The sequence below is a fragment of the Bradyrhizobium sp. 87 genome, from assembly GCF_023073015.1.
Taxonomy (GTDB): domain Bacteria; phylum Pseudomonadota; class Alphaproteobacteria; order Rhizobiales; family Xanthobacteraceae; genus Bradyrhizobium; species Bradyrhizobium canariense_D.
Map to the genome: position 1 here is coordinate 1 of NZ_JADPIQ010000097.1, position 13,925 is coordinate 13,925.

The 13,925-nt window shown below is 61.1% G+C and carries 13 protein-coding genes; 5 read left to right on the plus strand and 8 right to left on the minus strand.

Annotation, left to right across the window (positions count from 1 at the left end):
* Nucleotides 1–690 precede the first annotated feature (690 nt).
* The 8 genes from IVB50_RS26050 to IVB50_RS26090 form a co-directional block, all read right to left on the minus strand.
* On the minus strand, nucleotides 691–1,023 hold the full coding sequence (locus IVB50_RS26050) for a hypothetical protein (protein WP_247297742.1): 333 nt from the start codon (nucleotides 1,021–1,023) through the stop codon (nucleotides 691–693).
* 803 nt (nucleotides 1,024–1,826) lie between these two features.
* Nucleotides 1,827–2,444, minus strand: a complete 618-nt coding sequence (locus tag IVB50_RS26060) for an NYN domain-containing protein (protein ID WP_247297746.1) — start codon at nucleotides 2,442–2,444, stop codon at nucleotides 1,827–1,829.
* Between the two features lie 666 nt (nucleotides 2,445–3,110).
* Nucleotides 3,111–3,404 (minus strand): hypothetical protein, encoded by a 294-nt coding sequence (locus IVB50_RS26065; protein ID WP_247297748.1) that lies wholly within the window; start codon nucleotides 3,402–3,404, stop codon nucleotides 3,111–3,113.
* Complete coding sequence (locus tag IVB50_RS26070) at nucleotides 3,401–3,688, minus strand: DUF2939 domain-containing protein (protein WP_247297749.1); 288 nt, start codon at nucleotides 3,686–3,688, stop codon at nucleotides 3,401–3,403. The genes IVB50_RS26065 and IVB50_RS26070 overlap by 4 nt, the downstream gene beginning before the upstream one ends.
* Before the next feature lie 1,310 nt (nucleotides 3,689–4,998).
* Nucleotides 4,999–5,490, minus strand: coding sequence for an ester cyclase (locus tag IVB50_RS26075; RefSeq protein ID WP_247297752.1), 492 nt, complete (start codon nucleotides 5,488–5,490; stop codon nucleotides 4,999–5,001).
* 37 nt (nucleotides 5,491–5,527) lie between these two features.
* Entirely contained in the window at nucleotides 5,528–6,736 is a 1,209-nt protein-coding gene (locus IVB50_RS26080) for an aminotransferase class I/II-fold pyridoxal phosphate-dependent enzyme (protein ID WP_247297754.1), read from the minus strand.
* Nucleotides 6,737–6,833: 97 nt separating this feature from the next.
* Complete coding sequence (locus IVB50_RS26085; RefSeq protein ID WP_247297756.1) at nucleotides 6,834–7,817, minus strand: MDR family oxidoreductase; 984 nt, start codon at nucleotides 7,815–7,817, stop codon at nucleotides 6,834–6,836.
* A gap of 13 nt (nucleotides 7,818–7,830) precedes the next feature.
* The gene (locus IVB50_RS26090) at nucleotides 7,831–8,493 is read right to left on the minus strand and encodes a TetR/AcrR family transcriptional regulator (protein WP_247297758.1); all 663 of its coding nucleotides are present in this window, start codon (nucleotides 8,491–8,493) and stop codon (nucleotides 7,831–7,833) included.
* Nucleotides 8,494–8,759: 266 nt separating this feature from the next.
* On the opposite strand from IVB50_RS26090, the gene IVB50_RS26095 reads away from it, so the two are divergent.
* Genes IVB50_RS26095 through IVB50_RS26115 form a run of 5 tightly spaced genes read left to right on the plus strand, consistent with a single transcriptional unit; the run spans nucleotide 8,760 to nucleotide 13,918 of the window.
* On the plus strand, nucleotides 8,760–9,725 hold the full coding sequence (locus IVB50_RS26095) for a tripartite tricarboxylate transporter substrate binding protein (RefSeq protein WP_247297760.1): 966 nt from the start codon (nucleotides 8,760–8,762) through the stop codon (nucleotides 9,723–9,725).
* A gap of 18 nt (nucleotides 9,726–9,743) precedes the next feature.
* Nucleotides 9,744–10,922 (plus strand): acyl-CoA dehydrogenase family protein, encoded by a 1,179-nt coding sequence (locus tag IVB50_RS42800; RefSeq protein ID WP_247297762.1) that lies wholly within the window; start codon nucleotides 9,744–9,746, stop codon nucleotides 10,920–10,922.
* A 19-nt stretch (nucleotides 10,923–10,941) separates the two neighbouring features.
* Nucleotides 10,942–11,604, plus strand: a complete 663-nt coding sequence (locus IVB50_RS26105; protein WP_247297764.1) for a 3-oxoacid CoA-transferase subunit A — start codon at nucleotides 10,942–10,944, stop codon at nucleotides 11,602–11,604.
* On the plus strand, nucleotides 11,601–12,278 hold the full coding sequence (locus IVB50_RS26110) for a 3-oxoacid CoA-transferase subunit B (protein ID WP_247297766.1): 678 nt from the start codon (nucleotides 11,601–11,603) through the stop codon (nucleotides 12,276–12,278). Before IVB50_RS26105 ends, IVB50_RS26110 begins: the two co-directional genes overlap by 4 nt.
* Nucleotides 12,275–13,918 (plus strand): thiamine pyrophosphate-dependent enzyme, encoded by a 1,644-nt coding sequence (locus IVB50_RS26115; protein ID WP_247297769.1) that lies wholly within the window; start codon nucleotides 12,275–12,277, stop codon nucleotides 13,916–13,918. Before IVB50_RS26110 ends, IVB50_RS26115 begins: the two co-directional genes overlap by 4 nt.
* Nucleotides 13,919–13,925: the final 7 nt, after the last annotated feature.

Here is a 13,925-nt window from a genome sequence, read left to right on the forward strand (position 1 = left end):
CAAGCGTCGCCTCAACCGACGCGGCCCGCGCCCACGACATTCGAATCATGGTTGCCCATGGATTCAGAAGCCCGCAACAAAAGCAACTGTAATGCTAGGACAGCCGCGGGGTTTCCCGTGAAAAGACGGTCTGTGAAGGCGTCGACCTGATACATGCGCATGAGGACCTCACGGAGGCGCGTCGCTCGTAATCGCTTTTGGCGCTCGTTGCTCGCTCGGACCAAGCTGCCTTCTTCAGTAAGACAAACTATGACTTCACTCTCCCACTTACAACATCGGCTCATAGCCCAAAGGCGACCCGGCGCTCGATACTGCGCTGTAGGCTACTGACTCCTAAAGTGAGAGGCATAGTTTGATGTCTCGCCAACGTTGTGCCCGGCGGGCAGTAGCTTCTGGATCAGGCAATCCGTGCGAGATCATTCAGAGCGGGACGGAGCCCAATCAATCAGGATTGGCATCTCAGAACACTGGGACAACCGGAGCAACTGTTTTGCTTCATCGGTCGTCAAGGCGAGAGAGTGTCTCGACTGCCGATCTATTGCGCCAGATGATCGGCTTTCACTCGACCCCTTAAGGCATAGGATACTTCGCCCCGCGCCGCCGCCAGACGACGCCTCCCTTCACAGATCCGAACTCGCATTGTGCGGCCAGCGTCATATGGACTTGGATTGAATGATTGTGGCGAGATAGCTAGTCGGGCAGACGAAGCCAAACGTCTTTACTGGATAGCGTGCCGGTTGGCGTCGCGATCTCCATATCGACGACGCGAAACGAGCCATGATTTTCGTAGACGTAGCAAAGGTGCCAGACCGGGCCGAGTTCCGGCGAAATGGCGAAGTCGTCCAAGGCGCTTGTGATGTTGTGAACGGCATCGCGTCGCCCCACCGGTGCGGAGAACATCGCCTCTATCAGGGCGGTCAGGCTCATGCCGCCGACCAGCATGGCTCGTGCAGCTTCATCGCCGTGAGTAAGCCGGAGGGCGGTCACGATTATCGCAATAGCATCGGGGTTCTTGAGAGCCACGGCAGGTTCGCTTCGCCCAGCAAAAGCATAATGCCGGATGCCGATCCTTTCATGCAAGCAGGATCGAGCCGTCGCGAACCGGCTGGGGCCCCCCGAGCCATTCTTATGGTCCGCTTATGGATGGTCGGCTTCGATTCGATTTCCTCTGCTGCGATACCAGTCGCAAAATTCTGCTCTATAGATAGGAGGCGGCGGGACCGAGCGGGTTCCAGATAGAACCCCGTCCACCATCCTGAGATCGGCTCCGCGACCAGATCGGCCGGTGCGGCTTAGGCCGCCCGCGCCACCTCGAAACCCGGGTGACGCTTAGATGTGCGTTCGAGCGTCGCGATCGTATCCTGAAGATTGGCGCGCCGAGCTCGAAGGTTCAGCGCGAGCGTGGGGTAGGAGAGGCTGGCCGGGTCGGGATTTCCCGCCTTTCGCTCCTCCTCTTGGATATCGCTCCCCAGCATCCGGACCCGTCGATGCAAGTCGGAAATGAGAGCGTGGAGGTGGAGGGACGCGGTTGCATCGAAATGGGAATGTGGGTGCATGTGATCGCTCCAATATAAAACAAACGCCTTCGCGGGTCTGCTTATTAGTGGGCGACTGAGCAAGAGGGGTGCCTGGGGGTCGAGTTACAAAGTCAGACCGATGCCAATTGTTGGCATGACTTATGCTCTGGATTTAGCACCGGGATTGCTCATTCCCCCGGGGCTGGGAAGCCGCCGCCTGCGATTATTTGAGCAGGCGGCGTTTTTTCTTCTGAAATCGATCGTGATTAACCTGCCCAAATTGATCGAAGCGTGCGCGGCCTTAGCAGTCTAATCGTTTGGGTCGTTTCCTTTCGGCTCTTGCAAGAATTTTGGGAGGTGTCCGCGCGCTTCGCGGTCACGTGGAGCGGGGCGTTCGGACGGATCGCGGCCGAGCTTGGACTGCAGCTCGACCAGGTCGGTGAAGACGTCGGCCTGGCGGCGCAGCTCGTCGGCGATCATCGGCGGCTGGTTGGCGATCGTGGAAATCACGGTCACCCGCACGCCGCGACGCTGAACGGCCTCGACCAGGGAGCGGAAGTCGCCGTCACCCGAGAACAGCACCATCTGGTCGATGTGCTCGGCGAGTTCCATGGCATCCACGGCGAGCTCGATGTCCATGTTGCCCTTGACCTTGCGGCGGCCGGAGGCGTCGATGAACTCCTTGGTCGCCTTGGTGACCACGGTGTAGCCGTTGTAGTCGAGCCAATCGATCAGCGGTCGGATCGAGGAGTACTCCTGATCCTCGATGATGGCGGTGTAATAGAACGCTCGCGTGAGCGTCCCGCGGCTCTGAAACTCCTTCAGCAGGCGCTTGTAATCGATGTCAAAGCCGAGAGTTTTCGCCGTCGCGTAGAGATTGGCTCCATCGATGAAGAGCGCGATCTTGTCCGTAGAGGAAGGTGACATTCGATTCACGCCTTCAGTGGAGCAGCTCGGAGCAAGCCTGGATGCATCTCGGATACGCGATGCGGACGGGCGGTCGCATTCTATATAGATCACTACCGAAGATCGTCGAGTAGACGAACGCTTCAACCTTCTACTTTTTACAAATGGTGTCACGCCTTGGAAACCCGATATTAGCCGAAAGTTGGGCTGTCGGATTTGTAATGTGTCTTGTCTATTTCCAGGTGCTTATTTCGGGGTGCTCGCGCCATGAGAGTTGGCGATTTTGCTCTCTTTGATCTTTGGATTGATCGGCGCGGCCGCGGCTGGCGGTGGTCTGTTTCGAGTCCATCCGGAAACCTTCTGTTGGTCGGAAGGGAGAGAAGCCGGTCCGCAGCGCGTTACATGGCTTCTCGAGCCATATTCCAGTTGCTGCTGACCGCTCCTTATCGCAACGGAATGAGATCTAAAGATAGGTCGGCACGGTGGCATCGACCTGAATGCCAGAAAAGGCTTTCGGCGGTGCATCGCATGGGCCGAGACGGACATCCCGGCCGTTAAGGCGGGTCTGCAGACGCCGTCGGAGCGGGTGACCGGATGGAAGCGGGGTGCCACGGAGACCTTGAAGGACTGGTCCACCGAGCAGACCGGCCACCCGAACGAGGTTCCGAAAGCGCTTCGTCGCAAGCCTCATCGCGCCGGGAGTCGGTCCACGATGTTGGTGAGAACCTTCGGTGGCAGCCCGATGCCAGAAAGCTTCCAAGTTGTCCCTTCAAGATGCATGCTGATGCTGCCTGCCTCCTGGCCTCCCCCAAGCCGCAATGCAAACTCAACGGGCTTCACAAAGGTGATCCGTCCGGCCAAGGCAAAGATGTTCGAGATGTCGAACTCGGCCACTGACCACATCGTTCCGAAAGTGATGTTCTCCGCGGCGTTGCGAACAGTTCCGCTTTTCAGAAGTACCGACAGGTTTTCGGTCGTCATGAGCTTGGCTGCCAGATCATCAGCGATCGTTGCACCAACGCGTTGATGGCTATTCGCTCGATCGGTCGCAGCAGGCGTTTTTGTCCGAGCCGGTCCAGGTAGGCCGTCATCACCTGGTCAACGATGGAATGGCGGACGCGGGGCATATCCGTCCGAGCCACGATTTTCGCAATATCGTCACCCCGGACGGCGGAAACCAAACCCACCAGCGAAACGAAAGCCGATCCGCCATAGATTCCTACACAGACCAGGACGGCCAACACGACGCCGATCAGCCATTTCATGGAATTGCAATGGAGCCAAATGAGCTTTGTTCCAAGGCCAGCGCGCGCCGGACGCTCGTTAACAGTCCCCAAAGGCACTCACGAGACCAATCGAAATGAGAACGACCGCAAGGCACGTCCATAAGGCTGGCGAGCTGGAGCCGATACCGGCAATAAGGATCCCGACGCCGAGGGCGACGATGAATACCGAGATCGCATAGGCAACCGCATTATCCATTGGTCTGAGGTTTATGGGCATCCGCCTCTCTGGATGTCGATATGTTCCTATTGAGCGGCCGGCTTCAAACCAAAGGACTGGTGCGGGATTTGACCGGCGGTTTCGACGTCCCTCTCGTCCGAGATGCGCCAGGCTGACACTCCGAAACAGACGGTCAGGAATACGGCCGTCACCAACAGCAGTTGCTAAACTTCAAAGTCGAGCCCTCTTACTTCGCGGGCTAGTCGAGCAACGCCGTGGCCGAGGGGGTGAATGGCGACGTATCTGCATCTTGTTGGCGAGAACGTCCCTGGCGTACAGCCCCTTCTTCTAGGCAGGAAGCGGTTCGAAGGTCACAGCCCTTCTATTGCTGCTGGCCCTTGGCGACGGAGCCGTCCTCATCGTCGGCTATGGGGCCTTTGCGGCCGCGCATAGCTATTGACCTTAGGAATCTGTGGTGGTCGCCGGCTCATGCTGGAGGGCGAATGGCAAATACGAAGGCCGCAGCGGGAGGTTTAAACCGCTGCGGCCTGCGCACGGTCGAATGAAGCCGGGTTAAAAGGACCAAGTGAAATATGTAGCCAGCCCCGGTGACAAAAATCTGCCCTAGCTTTGTCTCGTTTGCAACCACCATTTCGGCGGAACCGAACTCAACTTAACGGGCATTTAGTTCCGAGAACGGAACGATTTTGCTGTTCTCCCGACGAGCCAGAGCTTGGCGGTGCCAAACGACAAACCCAAGCAGTGGACCGAGGGCGCGGTAGACGCTGATCAAACCTTCGGCTTGGCCGCGGCTGAAATCTTAACCGAGCTTTGAGGTACATCGCGTGCGTAAAACGCGCGACAGGAGACATCGACATTTTGCTGCGAAGCGAGAGGGGTGCTGGACACAGAGTAGCCGTAAAAGGCGCTGCTACAAGTCCTCTATGCTGGCTCCGCCAAACCCTACGGAAAAGCAGGGAATGGTGAGGCCGCCGCGTCTTACCGCACAACGAGGCGCCCGCCCTGAGCGGATACTCTCGACGTCTTCGTTCTTGAAGGTTGGAGGCGTATACATCGCTTGTCTGCGTTTCCAGAGGTGGTCCGCTCGGCGCGAAGGGTCATGGAGCATGGGCTACTTGTTTGTTGTGAATTCCGGTTCGCTAGTCGCGTCCGGCGCGAGACGACCGATCAGTCCATGGATGTCGCCCAAGACCCACAGATCGCTCACCTTGTCGCCTCGAAACGTGAAGATCGGCGCACCGTACCACCACACGTGGCGTCCGGTGGGCGCATGGCCGAACATCGGCTTTCGATGGATGCCGTGGAAGCGCAGCTTGCCCGAGACCACGTTGCCGTCCTCGAAGAGATCAAGGATGTCAGACGTATAGTTCTCGAGAGAGTCTGTCACCCATCGGACGTAGTCCGCGAACTGATCGAAGCCGACCAGGACGGGGCCGAGCGAGCCACGGAAGGTGAAGCCAGGCTGAAATATTTCGGGGATCAGAGCAACATCCCCATTGTCCCACATTTCCTTGTAGAACTTCCGGACGATCTCTTTCTGAGGGCTTAGAGTAATCCGAGCAAAGTCCATGGCGGGCTCGAGTCCTGGCGGCGACGCAATCATCTTTGGCCTCTCCTTGACTTACGTTCGTTGCGGCGACCTAGAGACGATTCAGGGACTGCTCAAGGTCGCCGAGCAAATCTGCCTCGTCTTCCAGACCAACCGAGAGGCGAATCAGGTCATCTCCGACTCCCCTTTGCAGGCGCGCTTCAGGACGAACGGCGCGCCGGGCATGAACCAGGCTCGCGGGATGCATGATAAGCGTTTCAGCATCTCCAAGACTGACGGCAAGCGTAATGAGCTTGAGGTGGTCGAGAAAACATCGGGCGGCATCAAAACCCCCGCGTAGACCAAAGGACAGCATTCCAGAGCCCGCTGACATTTGTCTCTTTGCGATTGCATGCCGCGGATGGGACGGCAGAAATGGATAATTCACCCACTCTACCGCCGAGTGGGCATCGAGCATGCGCGCAATCGCAAGTGCGTTGGACCCGTGGCGGTCCATTCGGAGAGGAAGCGTCTTGATCCCGCGCAAAATCAGAGAAGAAACCATCGGCGACATGACGGCACCGGTGATGTAGCGCAAGCCGCGATCACGTATTTTGTCGATCAACTCGGTCCGTCCCAGCAGAGCCCCTCCGAGAACGTCTCCATGCCCGCTGATATACTTGGTAAGGGAGTGGAGCACGATGTCCGCCCATTGGAGAGGCCTCTGCAGTGCGGGAGATGCAAATGTGCCGTCGACGATGACCAAGAGGCCGGCCCGCCGAGCACGTTGCGCAATGGCTTCGATGTCGAGCACGTCTCCTGTGGGATTGACCGGCGTCTCAAAGTAGATGGCTCTACTGCGAGATGTGAGAACAGTATCCAGATTGGCGGGGTCATTGAGATCGACAGGGATGGTCTTTATGCCGAAGCGCGGCAAGCCCTGTTCCGTCATGGTCGTCGTATTCGAATATAAGGTCCGATGGACGATGAGTTCGTCATCTTGGGATAGGAGCGAAAGTACCAGGGCACCGAACGCGGCCATTCCCGAGGCCAGGACGACGGCGTCTTCGGCACCCTCCAAGTTCGCCAAGCGGGATTCCAGCAATGCGGTCGTCGGGTTGAACTCCCGCCCATACAGTTTGCCCCCCAATGCGGCCACCGCATCTAATTCGGCGACGCTGTCGAAGGCGAAGGTCGACGTCATATGAATGGGATGGGATACCGCGCGAGAGTGATGGGCAGGGTCATACCCATGGTGGATCGCTCGCGTCGAGAACCCGAACGCAGGTTCATCCGTTCCAATTCGTTCCGAAGCAGCCATATTTGGGGATCTCCCATTTTTGGACGAGCGGTCATTGCTTTCAGATTTGCCCCGAGGCGGACCGCCACGGCCGCATCGCTCTACTTTTCGGACGATGTCATCTATTGACGTTGACGACGGTGCGCCCGCGCACTTGGCCACTCATCAGGCCGCGAGCCGCGGCGACGACCTCATTCAGACCGATCTCGACCGCCGTCTTCTCCAGATCGGCTTCGGTTAGCAAGGAAGCGAGACGATCCCAGGCTTCGACGCGTTCTGCCTTCGAGCGCGTCACGCTGTTGATGCCGAACAGCGCCACTCCTCGCAGGATGAAGGGGGCGACGCTTGCGGGAAATTCCAATCCTTGCGCCATGCCGCACGCGGCGACCGCTCCGTCCGGTTTGATTCCGGCGCAAACATTGGCGAGCGTATGGCTGCCTACCGAGTCGATCGCGGCGATCCATCGTTCCTTCTGCAGCGGCTTGCCGGGCTGTGACAATTGTGACCGGTCGATGATCTCGGCAGCACCCAGGCTCTTGAGATAGGGCTCCTCGTCCGGTCGGCCGGTCGAAGCCACGACGCGGAAACCGAGCTTGTGGAGAAGCATGATTGCGATGCTGCCGACGCCTCCGCCGGCCCCGGTCACCAGCACGTCGCCCGCGCCTGGACGGATGCCATACTTCTCGAGGGCTACGACCGACAGCATCGCGGTATAGCCCGCGGTACCGATGATCATCGCGCGGCGGGAAGGCATCGAGGGCGGCAGCTTGATCAACCAATCGGCCTTGACCTTTGCTCGCTGCGCCAGGCCGCCCCAATGTTGTTCGCCGACACCCCAGCCGTTGAGAACTACGCGGTCCCCCGGCGTGTAGGTCGGGTCGGAGCTCGACGACACCACGCCAGCGAAGTCGATCCCGGGCACCAGCGGGAAGGATCTCACGGTCGGGCCCTTGCCGGTAATCGCGAGGCCATCCTTGTAGTTCAGCGTGCTGAACTCGACTTCGACCGTCACCTCACCGTCGGGGAGGCGGCTGTCCGGTAATTCAGCGACGTCGGCGCGATATCCCCGCTCGTCCTTCTCGATCAACACGGCTTTGAACAACTCGAACTCCTCTTCACGATTTTCTTCTGGACCTGGCCTTCGGCTCGTCCGGACGCGGCAGGCCGGCGACGAAACCGGCGATGAAGGTATCGAGCGGGAGGCCGTTCTTGACGAGGCGCGCCCGCATCACCGCTCCCTCCCAGCCGATCCAGAAAAACTCAGCCAGGGCATCGCAGTCCGCGCTGCCGATCTCGCCAGCCTCGTATGCGCGTTCCAGGCAACGCGCCACCTTCCGCTGCCATCCTTTGACGATCTCGTCCAAGGCGGACCTGTAATCGTCGGGCAGCGCTTCGACCTCTTGGCTGAGGTTTCCGACGAGGCAGCCGCGCGTATAGCTGTATTTCGCCATGCCCGCTTTGGCGCCTTCGACGAAAGCTCGCATGCGCGCCAACGGCGCAAGCCTTCCGTCGTCCAGGGCGCGGTCCAGCTTGTGTCGGAAGAAGGAGTCGTAGGCCTTCATGATTTCGCGGCCGTAGTCGGCCTTGCTTTCGAAGTAGTGGTAGAACGAACCCTTTGGCACGGTGGCGCGGCGCAGCAGCGCGTCCAGGCCCGTAGCTGCAAAACCTTGTTGGGTCATCACCTCCATTCCGCAACGGATCAGAACGTCGCGGGTCGGCGCATAGCCGACTTGATTTCGGCCCGGCCCATTGCGGTGGTTGTCTGTAGATTTCGCCATTTTGTGTTCTCTATAGACCGATCGTCTAGAACACAACGATGGGGTTTGGCAACCCTGGAAGGTCGGGCTGCCGGGCGCGACATTTGGCCTAGGTGTGGTGCAGCATGCATGATGCACGCTTTTTCCGCAGCGTTTGCCCGCTCAATGTGCGCCTCTGGGTCGGGTCACGATGGTTTCACACTTGACACAAAGTGTCCTTGGCTTGAAGGTGGGTCGTCCTTCGAGGGAGGTGCTGCATGTTTCGATCTTTGCGAAAAAGAGCGTTGATGGCCGCCGGCGCCGCCATTCTTTGTCTCGGCTTTATTGCTGAGCCGGCCGATGCGGCCGATGCCTATCCCTCGACCACGATCAAGCTGGTCGTCGGATTCCCGGCTGGAGGCCCGACTGACATCATTGGCCGCGTCATCGGCCGTCTCCTCTCGAAGGAGTTGAACCAGACCGTCATCGTCGAGAACAATGGTGGTGCCGGCGGAATGATCGCCGCGTCAAACGTCTCCCGCGCGAAGCCCGACGGGTACACGCTTCTCGTCGCGGTGGAGTCCTCGAATACTCGCGCCAAGGCACTCTATGCGTCCGTGCGCTACGATCAGCAGAATGGCTTCACCTACATTCGCAAGGTCGCGAAGCAGCGGAATCTGCTCGTCGTGAGCCCGAAATTTCCTGTGGCCAGCGTTCCGGAACTGGTCGCCTATCTGAAGGCGCACCCTGGAGAAGTAAACTTCGGCGGTACGTTCGGGGCGACGTCCCATGTCGGCGGCACGCTGTTCGACATGGCCTATGATACGAAGATGACGTTCATCAATTATTCGGGCGGCAATCAACCGATCGTCGATTGCATGTCGGGCATCCTGCAGGTGGGCTTCTTCACCGAAGCCACGATCGGCCAGCAGGTCAAGGCCGGCACCCTCAAGGCGCTAGCGGTGACGTCGGCCGAGCGGTCACCGGCCTTCCCGGATCTGCCGACAATCGAAGAGGCGGGCGGCAAGCCTATCGATATCTCCCCATGGTTCGGGATCGCGGGTCCGCCGGGCCTTCCGGCCGACGTCGTCGCCAAGATTGGCGCCGCCCTCGACAAGGCTTCGGGCGATCCGGAGTTCCTGAAGCAGTTGGAGACGATCGGCGCAACTCCGATCGCTGGTTCGACGGTGGAGACCTTCACGGCCGACGTCGGACAGGAAGAGGCCTACTGGAATAAGTGGGCTAAGGACATTGGGGCGCCTCTTCAGAAGTAGCTCGCCGAAGGATCTCCTGTGGAATTCTATCACCAGTACGACGTTCATCTCTCCGCCGAAGAGCGTGATCACGTGGCGAAGGCGCGGGCGTTCTGCGCCGGTGCCTTCTCCGACAGCGTCTTCGCCGCGCACATGTCAGGTGACGCGTTCCCGCAGAAGTGGATCGCCGAGTGGGCCGCTCTCGGCATGCTGGGCCTCCAGGCCAAGCGCGCTCACGGTGGCTTGGAAGCGTCTTATCTGTGCAAAGTCCGCGTCGCGCAGGAAATGTCGCACCACGGGTTTGCGGCAGCGTTCTGCCTGAACCACCATCAAGGCGGAGCGACGCGCCTATCACAAACCGGTACGTCGATCCAGATCGAGCGTCTGCTGCAGCCCGCGTTGCGCGGCGAGCTTCTTCTGACAACCGCCATGACGGAGCCAGCTGGTGGCAGCGATGTCTCCGCCCTGACCACCACCGCGGTTCCAGTCAACGGCGGCTGGGCTCTGAGCGGCACCAAGGCGTGGATGACCGACGGCCTGCTGGTCGGTGGTCTGATCGTCCTGGCCCGCGTCCGAGACGCTGCGGGGGCGGGTGAGATCGCCAGCTTTTACGTGCCCTTCGGCCAAGCCGAGACGGTGAAGCGCACCGAGATCGTCGTTCCCGGAGCGCGTTCCTTCCGTCTGGCCGAAGTGGCCTTCGACGCTCACTTCATTCCCGATTGGTGTCTGATCGCAGCGCCGGGCGCCGCGCTCAAGGCATCGATGGCGTCGGTCAACGCGGCCCGCGTTCACGTGGCCGCCATGTGCGTCGCGACTCTGTATGCGGCGCTGTGCGAGGCGGTGGACTACTGCGAAGGCCGGCAGGCCTTTGGAAAGCCGCTGACCGAACATCAGGGCCTGCGCTGGGAGCTGGCGGAGGTGTCGGTCCGGCTTGAGGCCGCGAACGCGCTCGTCTTCCGCGCCGCCGAGCAGATACAGACCGGGGGAAATCCGGTCGCCCTCGCTGCGCAAGCCAAGAAGTTCGCTGTCGACACCGCGCTTTGGGGCATCGATCAGTGCGTCCGGATCGTCGGCGCGACGGGCGCCGGCGCAGCCCACCGCCTGAACATGCATTTCGCCGAGGTCCGGATGGCGGCCTACGCCGACGGCACCAACGAGATGCTGCTCGACCGGGTCGGCCGTGGCCTGTCAACGACGTACCTCAAATCAATCCCGTAGCAGAGACGGCGGATTTACGATGCGCAACGTAGTGGTCGAAGACGCGGGGGCGGCCGTGGAAGGCATCAAGGACGGCGACGCCGTCATGATGGGCGGGTTCGGCGGAGCGGGGCTTCCGCTCGGAGTGGTCAAGGCGGTGCTCGACCGGGGCGTCCGCGACCTGACGCTGATATCGAACAACGCCGGCTCCACGGAGGACGATCTGTCGCTGTGGTTCGAAGCCAGGATCGTTCGCAAGATCGTCTGCTCCTATCCGCGCAGCGCCAAGCAGTTCGCCGAACAATATCGTGCCGGCACGGTCGAGCTCGAACTCGTTCCGCAGGGCACGTTGGTGGAGCGCATCCGGGCGGGCGGCGCCGGTCTCGGCGGCTTCCTTTCTCCCGTCGGCGTCGGGACGGTATTCGCTGACGGCAAGGAGAAGATCGTCGTCGACGGGCGCGAATTTATTCTTGAGCTACCGCTTCATGCAGATTTCGCTTTCGTCAAAGGTCATCTCGCCGACACGCTCGGCAACGTCACCTACAACAAGACGGCGCGCAACCACTGCGCGGTGATGGCGACCGCCGGCCGGACGGTCGCCGTGGAAGTCGACCGCGTGGTCAACGTCGGCGATTTGGATCCGGAAGCCATAGTCACTCCATGCATCTTCGTCGATCGCGTTTTCGCAAGGAGCTCCCGATGACACCGCTTGCACGCGATGCGCTGGCGCGCATGGTCGCACTTCATCTGCCGCAGGAAGGATTCGTCAATCTCGGTATCGGCGCCCCGACGCACGTCGCCGACTACCTGCCGGAGAGGTCTGGCGTGATCCTTCACAGCGAGAACGGCGTCCTCAACGTAGGTCCGAAGCCGGCGGCGGGCGAAGAGGACTGGGATCTCATCAATGCAGGGAAGATGCCCATCTCGATCCGGACCGGCGGTTCCTACTTCGACTCCAGCCTCTCGTTCGCGATGATGCGAGGCGGTCATCTCGACGTGGCCGTGCTCGGCGCCTTTCAGGTGTCCAAGAGTGGTGATCTCGCCAACTGGACGACGGGTGACAACGGGTCTCCGCCCGGCATCGGCGGAGCCATCGATCTGGCGGTCGGCGCCAAGTCGATCTGGGTAATGATGGACCACACCACCAAGGATGGCCGCTCCCGCATCGTGGAGCGATGTGGATATCCGCTCACGGCGCGCGGAGTGGTGACCCGCATCTTCACCAACCTCTGCATCATCGACGTAGCCGAGGACGGCCTGACCGTTCGGGCCCTACTCGACGGCCTCGCGATCGAGGCGCTGCGAGATCGGACGGAGGCGCCACTGCGCGTGCTGGGTGATCCCCTGACCATCAGGCAGGACGGGAGCGTCGCATGACCTATCGCGTCGCGGAACTCGTCGCGGACTGTCTCATCGCGCACGGGGTGGACAGGGCCTTCGGCGTACCGGGAGAAAGCTTTCTGGCGCTGCTGGACGCGCTGCGTGACCGTAACGACTTCGATCTGGTGACCTGCCGGCACGAAGGAAGCGCGAGCCTCGCGGCCGTCGCGGACGCCAAACTCACAGGGCGCGCAGGCGTCGTGATGGCGAGCCGTGGTCCGGGCGCCTTCAACGCCGCGCTCGGACTTCACGTCGCGGCGCAGGAGGCGATTCCGCTGGTGATGCTGGTCGGTCAAGTCGACCGTCCGAACCTCGCAAGGGACGCGGTACAGGAGATCGACTGTGGCCGATCTTTCGATGGCGTGCTGAAGTGGTCGGTGCGTCTGAACTCGGCCGATCTCGTTCCGGAGATGATGGCCCGTGCGTTCGCCGTGGCCCATGCGGGAACGCCAGGTCCCGTCGCCGTCGAACTGCCGGAAGATCTCCTTGAAGACCCGGCCGAGGGAATTGTGGCCACAGCCAACGGAGCTGTGCGTCCGGAGCCCGGTGCTGCGGCCATTGAACAGGCGAGGGCGGCGTTGACGGCGTCGGAGAGGCCGATCCTGCTCGTCGGCGGCGAATGCCGGACGGCATCGTTCCGCCAAGATCTGATCGCGTTTTCCGAGAAATGGAACGTGCCGGTCGTCACTATGAACAAAATGCAGGACCAGTTCCCGAACTCTCACCCGCTGTGGGCGGGTCAGTTCGGGTTCTTCACGTCTCAGCCTCATGTGAAACTGCTCGAACGCGCCGACCTCGTCGTTGCTGTCGGAACACGTCTGGGCGATCTGTCCTCGCTCGGCTTTGCGTTTCCGAGACAGGCCGAGCCTCGCCAGCCATTGGTCCATGTCTATCCAGATCCCGATGCGATCGGAAAGCGCGTCCGAACCGACGTCGCGGTCGTCTCTGGATCGCATGCATTCGTGTCGGCCATGCTCGCAGCTCCCGCGACGGCGCGGGCCTGCGCCGAGTGGTCCTCCGCGGCTGCCGCGGCGCGGACGGCCACGCATGGTTGGCCTCAGTGCGGCGTACCATCGGCGGACGTCTTCGGTCACGCGGTGGCGGCGATCGCCGCGCACTTCAGGCCCGATGGCATCGTCACGACGGATTCAGGCAATTTCGCCGGATGGGTCCATCGCATCTTCAGCCTCGAGCCGACCGCGCGGCTGCTCGGCTCGGCTTGCGGGGCGATGGGCAGTGGGGTCCCGTCCGGGCTCGCTGCCAGCCTTCGCTTTCCGGAGCGGCAGGTGGTTGCCTTCTGCGGAGACGGCGGCTTCCTGATGACGGGCAATGAGCTTGCGACGGCCGTCGCCAGAGGCGCGAACCTCACGATCGTCGTATCCAATAACCAGTCCTACGGGACCATCCGGTCGCACCAGGAGCGAGCCTTTCCAGATCGTCCCTACGGCACTGACCTCTCAAATCCCGACTTCGCTGCCTTGGCGCGTGCCTTCGGCGCGAAGGGATTCATCATCGAGGACGCGGAGAGTGCTCCGTCGACGGTCGCAGAGGCGATGACGACCAAGGGACCGGTCGTCATCGAGGTGCGATCAGACGTGCGCCAGACCCTTGACAAATCGCTCGCCGCATCACGTTGAGACCAGT

What these genes read in the sequence shown, in the direction of transcription:
- IVB50_RS26060 (WP_247297746.1), bottom strand. Translation starts at nt 2,444, where the DNA reads ATGTCACCTTCCTCTACGGACAAGATCGCGCTCTTCATCGATGGAGCC.
- IVB50_RS26065 (WP_247297748.1), bottom strand. Translation starts at nt 3,404, where the DNA reads ATGACGACCGAAAACCTGTCGGTACTTCTGAAAAGCGGAACTGTTCGC.
- IVB50_RS26070 (WP_247297749.1), bottom strand. Translation starts at nt 3,688, where the DNA reads ATGAAATGGCTGATCGGCGTCGTGTTGGCCGTCCTGGTCTGTGTAGGA.
- IVB50_RS26075 (WP_247297752.1), bottom strand. Translation starts at nt 5,490, where the DNA reads ATGATTGCGTCGCCGCCAGGACTCGAGCCCGCCATGGACTTTGCTCGG.
- IVB50_RS26080 (WP_247297754.1), bottom strand. Translation starts at nt 6,736, where the DNA reads ATGGCTGCTTCGGAACGAATTGGAACGGATGAACCTGCGTTCGGGTTC.
- IVB50_RS26090 (WP_247297758.1), bottom strand. Translation starts at nt 8,493, where the DNA reads ATGGCGAAATCTACAGACAACCACCGCAATGGGCCGGGCCGAAATCAA.
- IVB50_RS26095 (WP_247297760.1), top strand. Translation starts at nt 8,760, where the DNA reads ATGGCCGCCGGCGCCGCCATTCTTTGTCTCGGCTTTATTGCTGAGCCG.
- IVB50_RS26105 (WP_247297764.1), top strand. Translation starts at nt 10,942, where the DNA reads ATGCGCAACGTAGTGGTCGAAGACGCGGGGGCGGCCGTGGAAGGCATC.
- IVB50_RS26110 (WP_247297766.1), top strand. Translation starts at nt 11,601, where the DNA reads ATGACACCGCTTGCACGCGATGCGCTGGCGCGCATGGTCGCACTTCAT.
- IVB50_RS26115 (WP_247297769.1), top strand. Translation starts at nt 12,275, where the DNA reads ATGACCTATCGCGTCGCGGAACTCGTCGCGGACTGTCTCATCGCGCAC.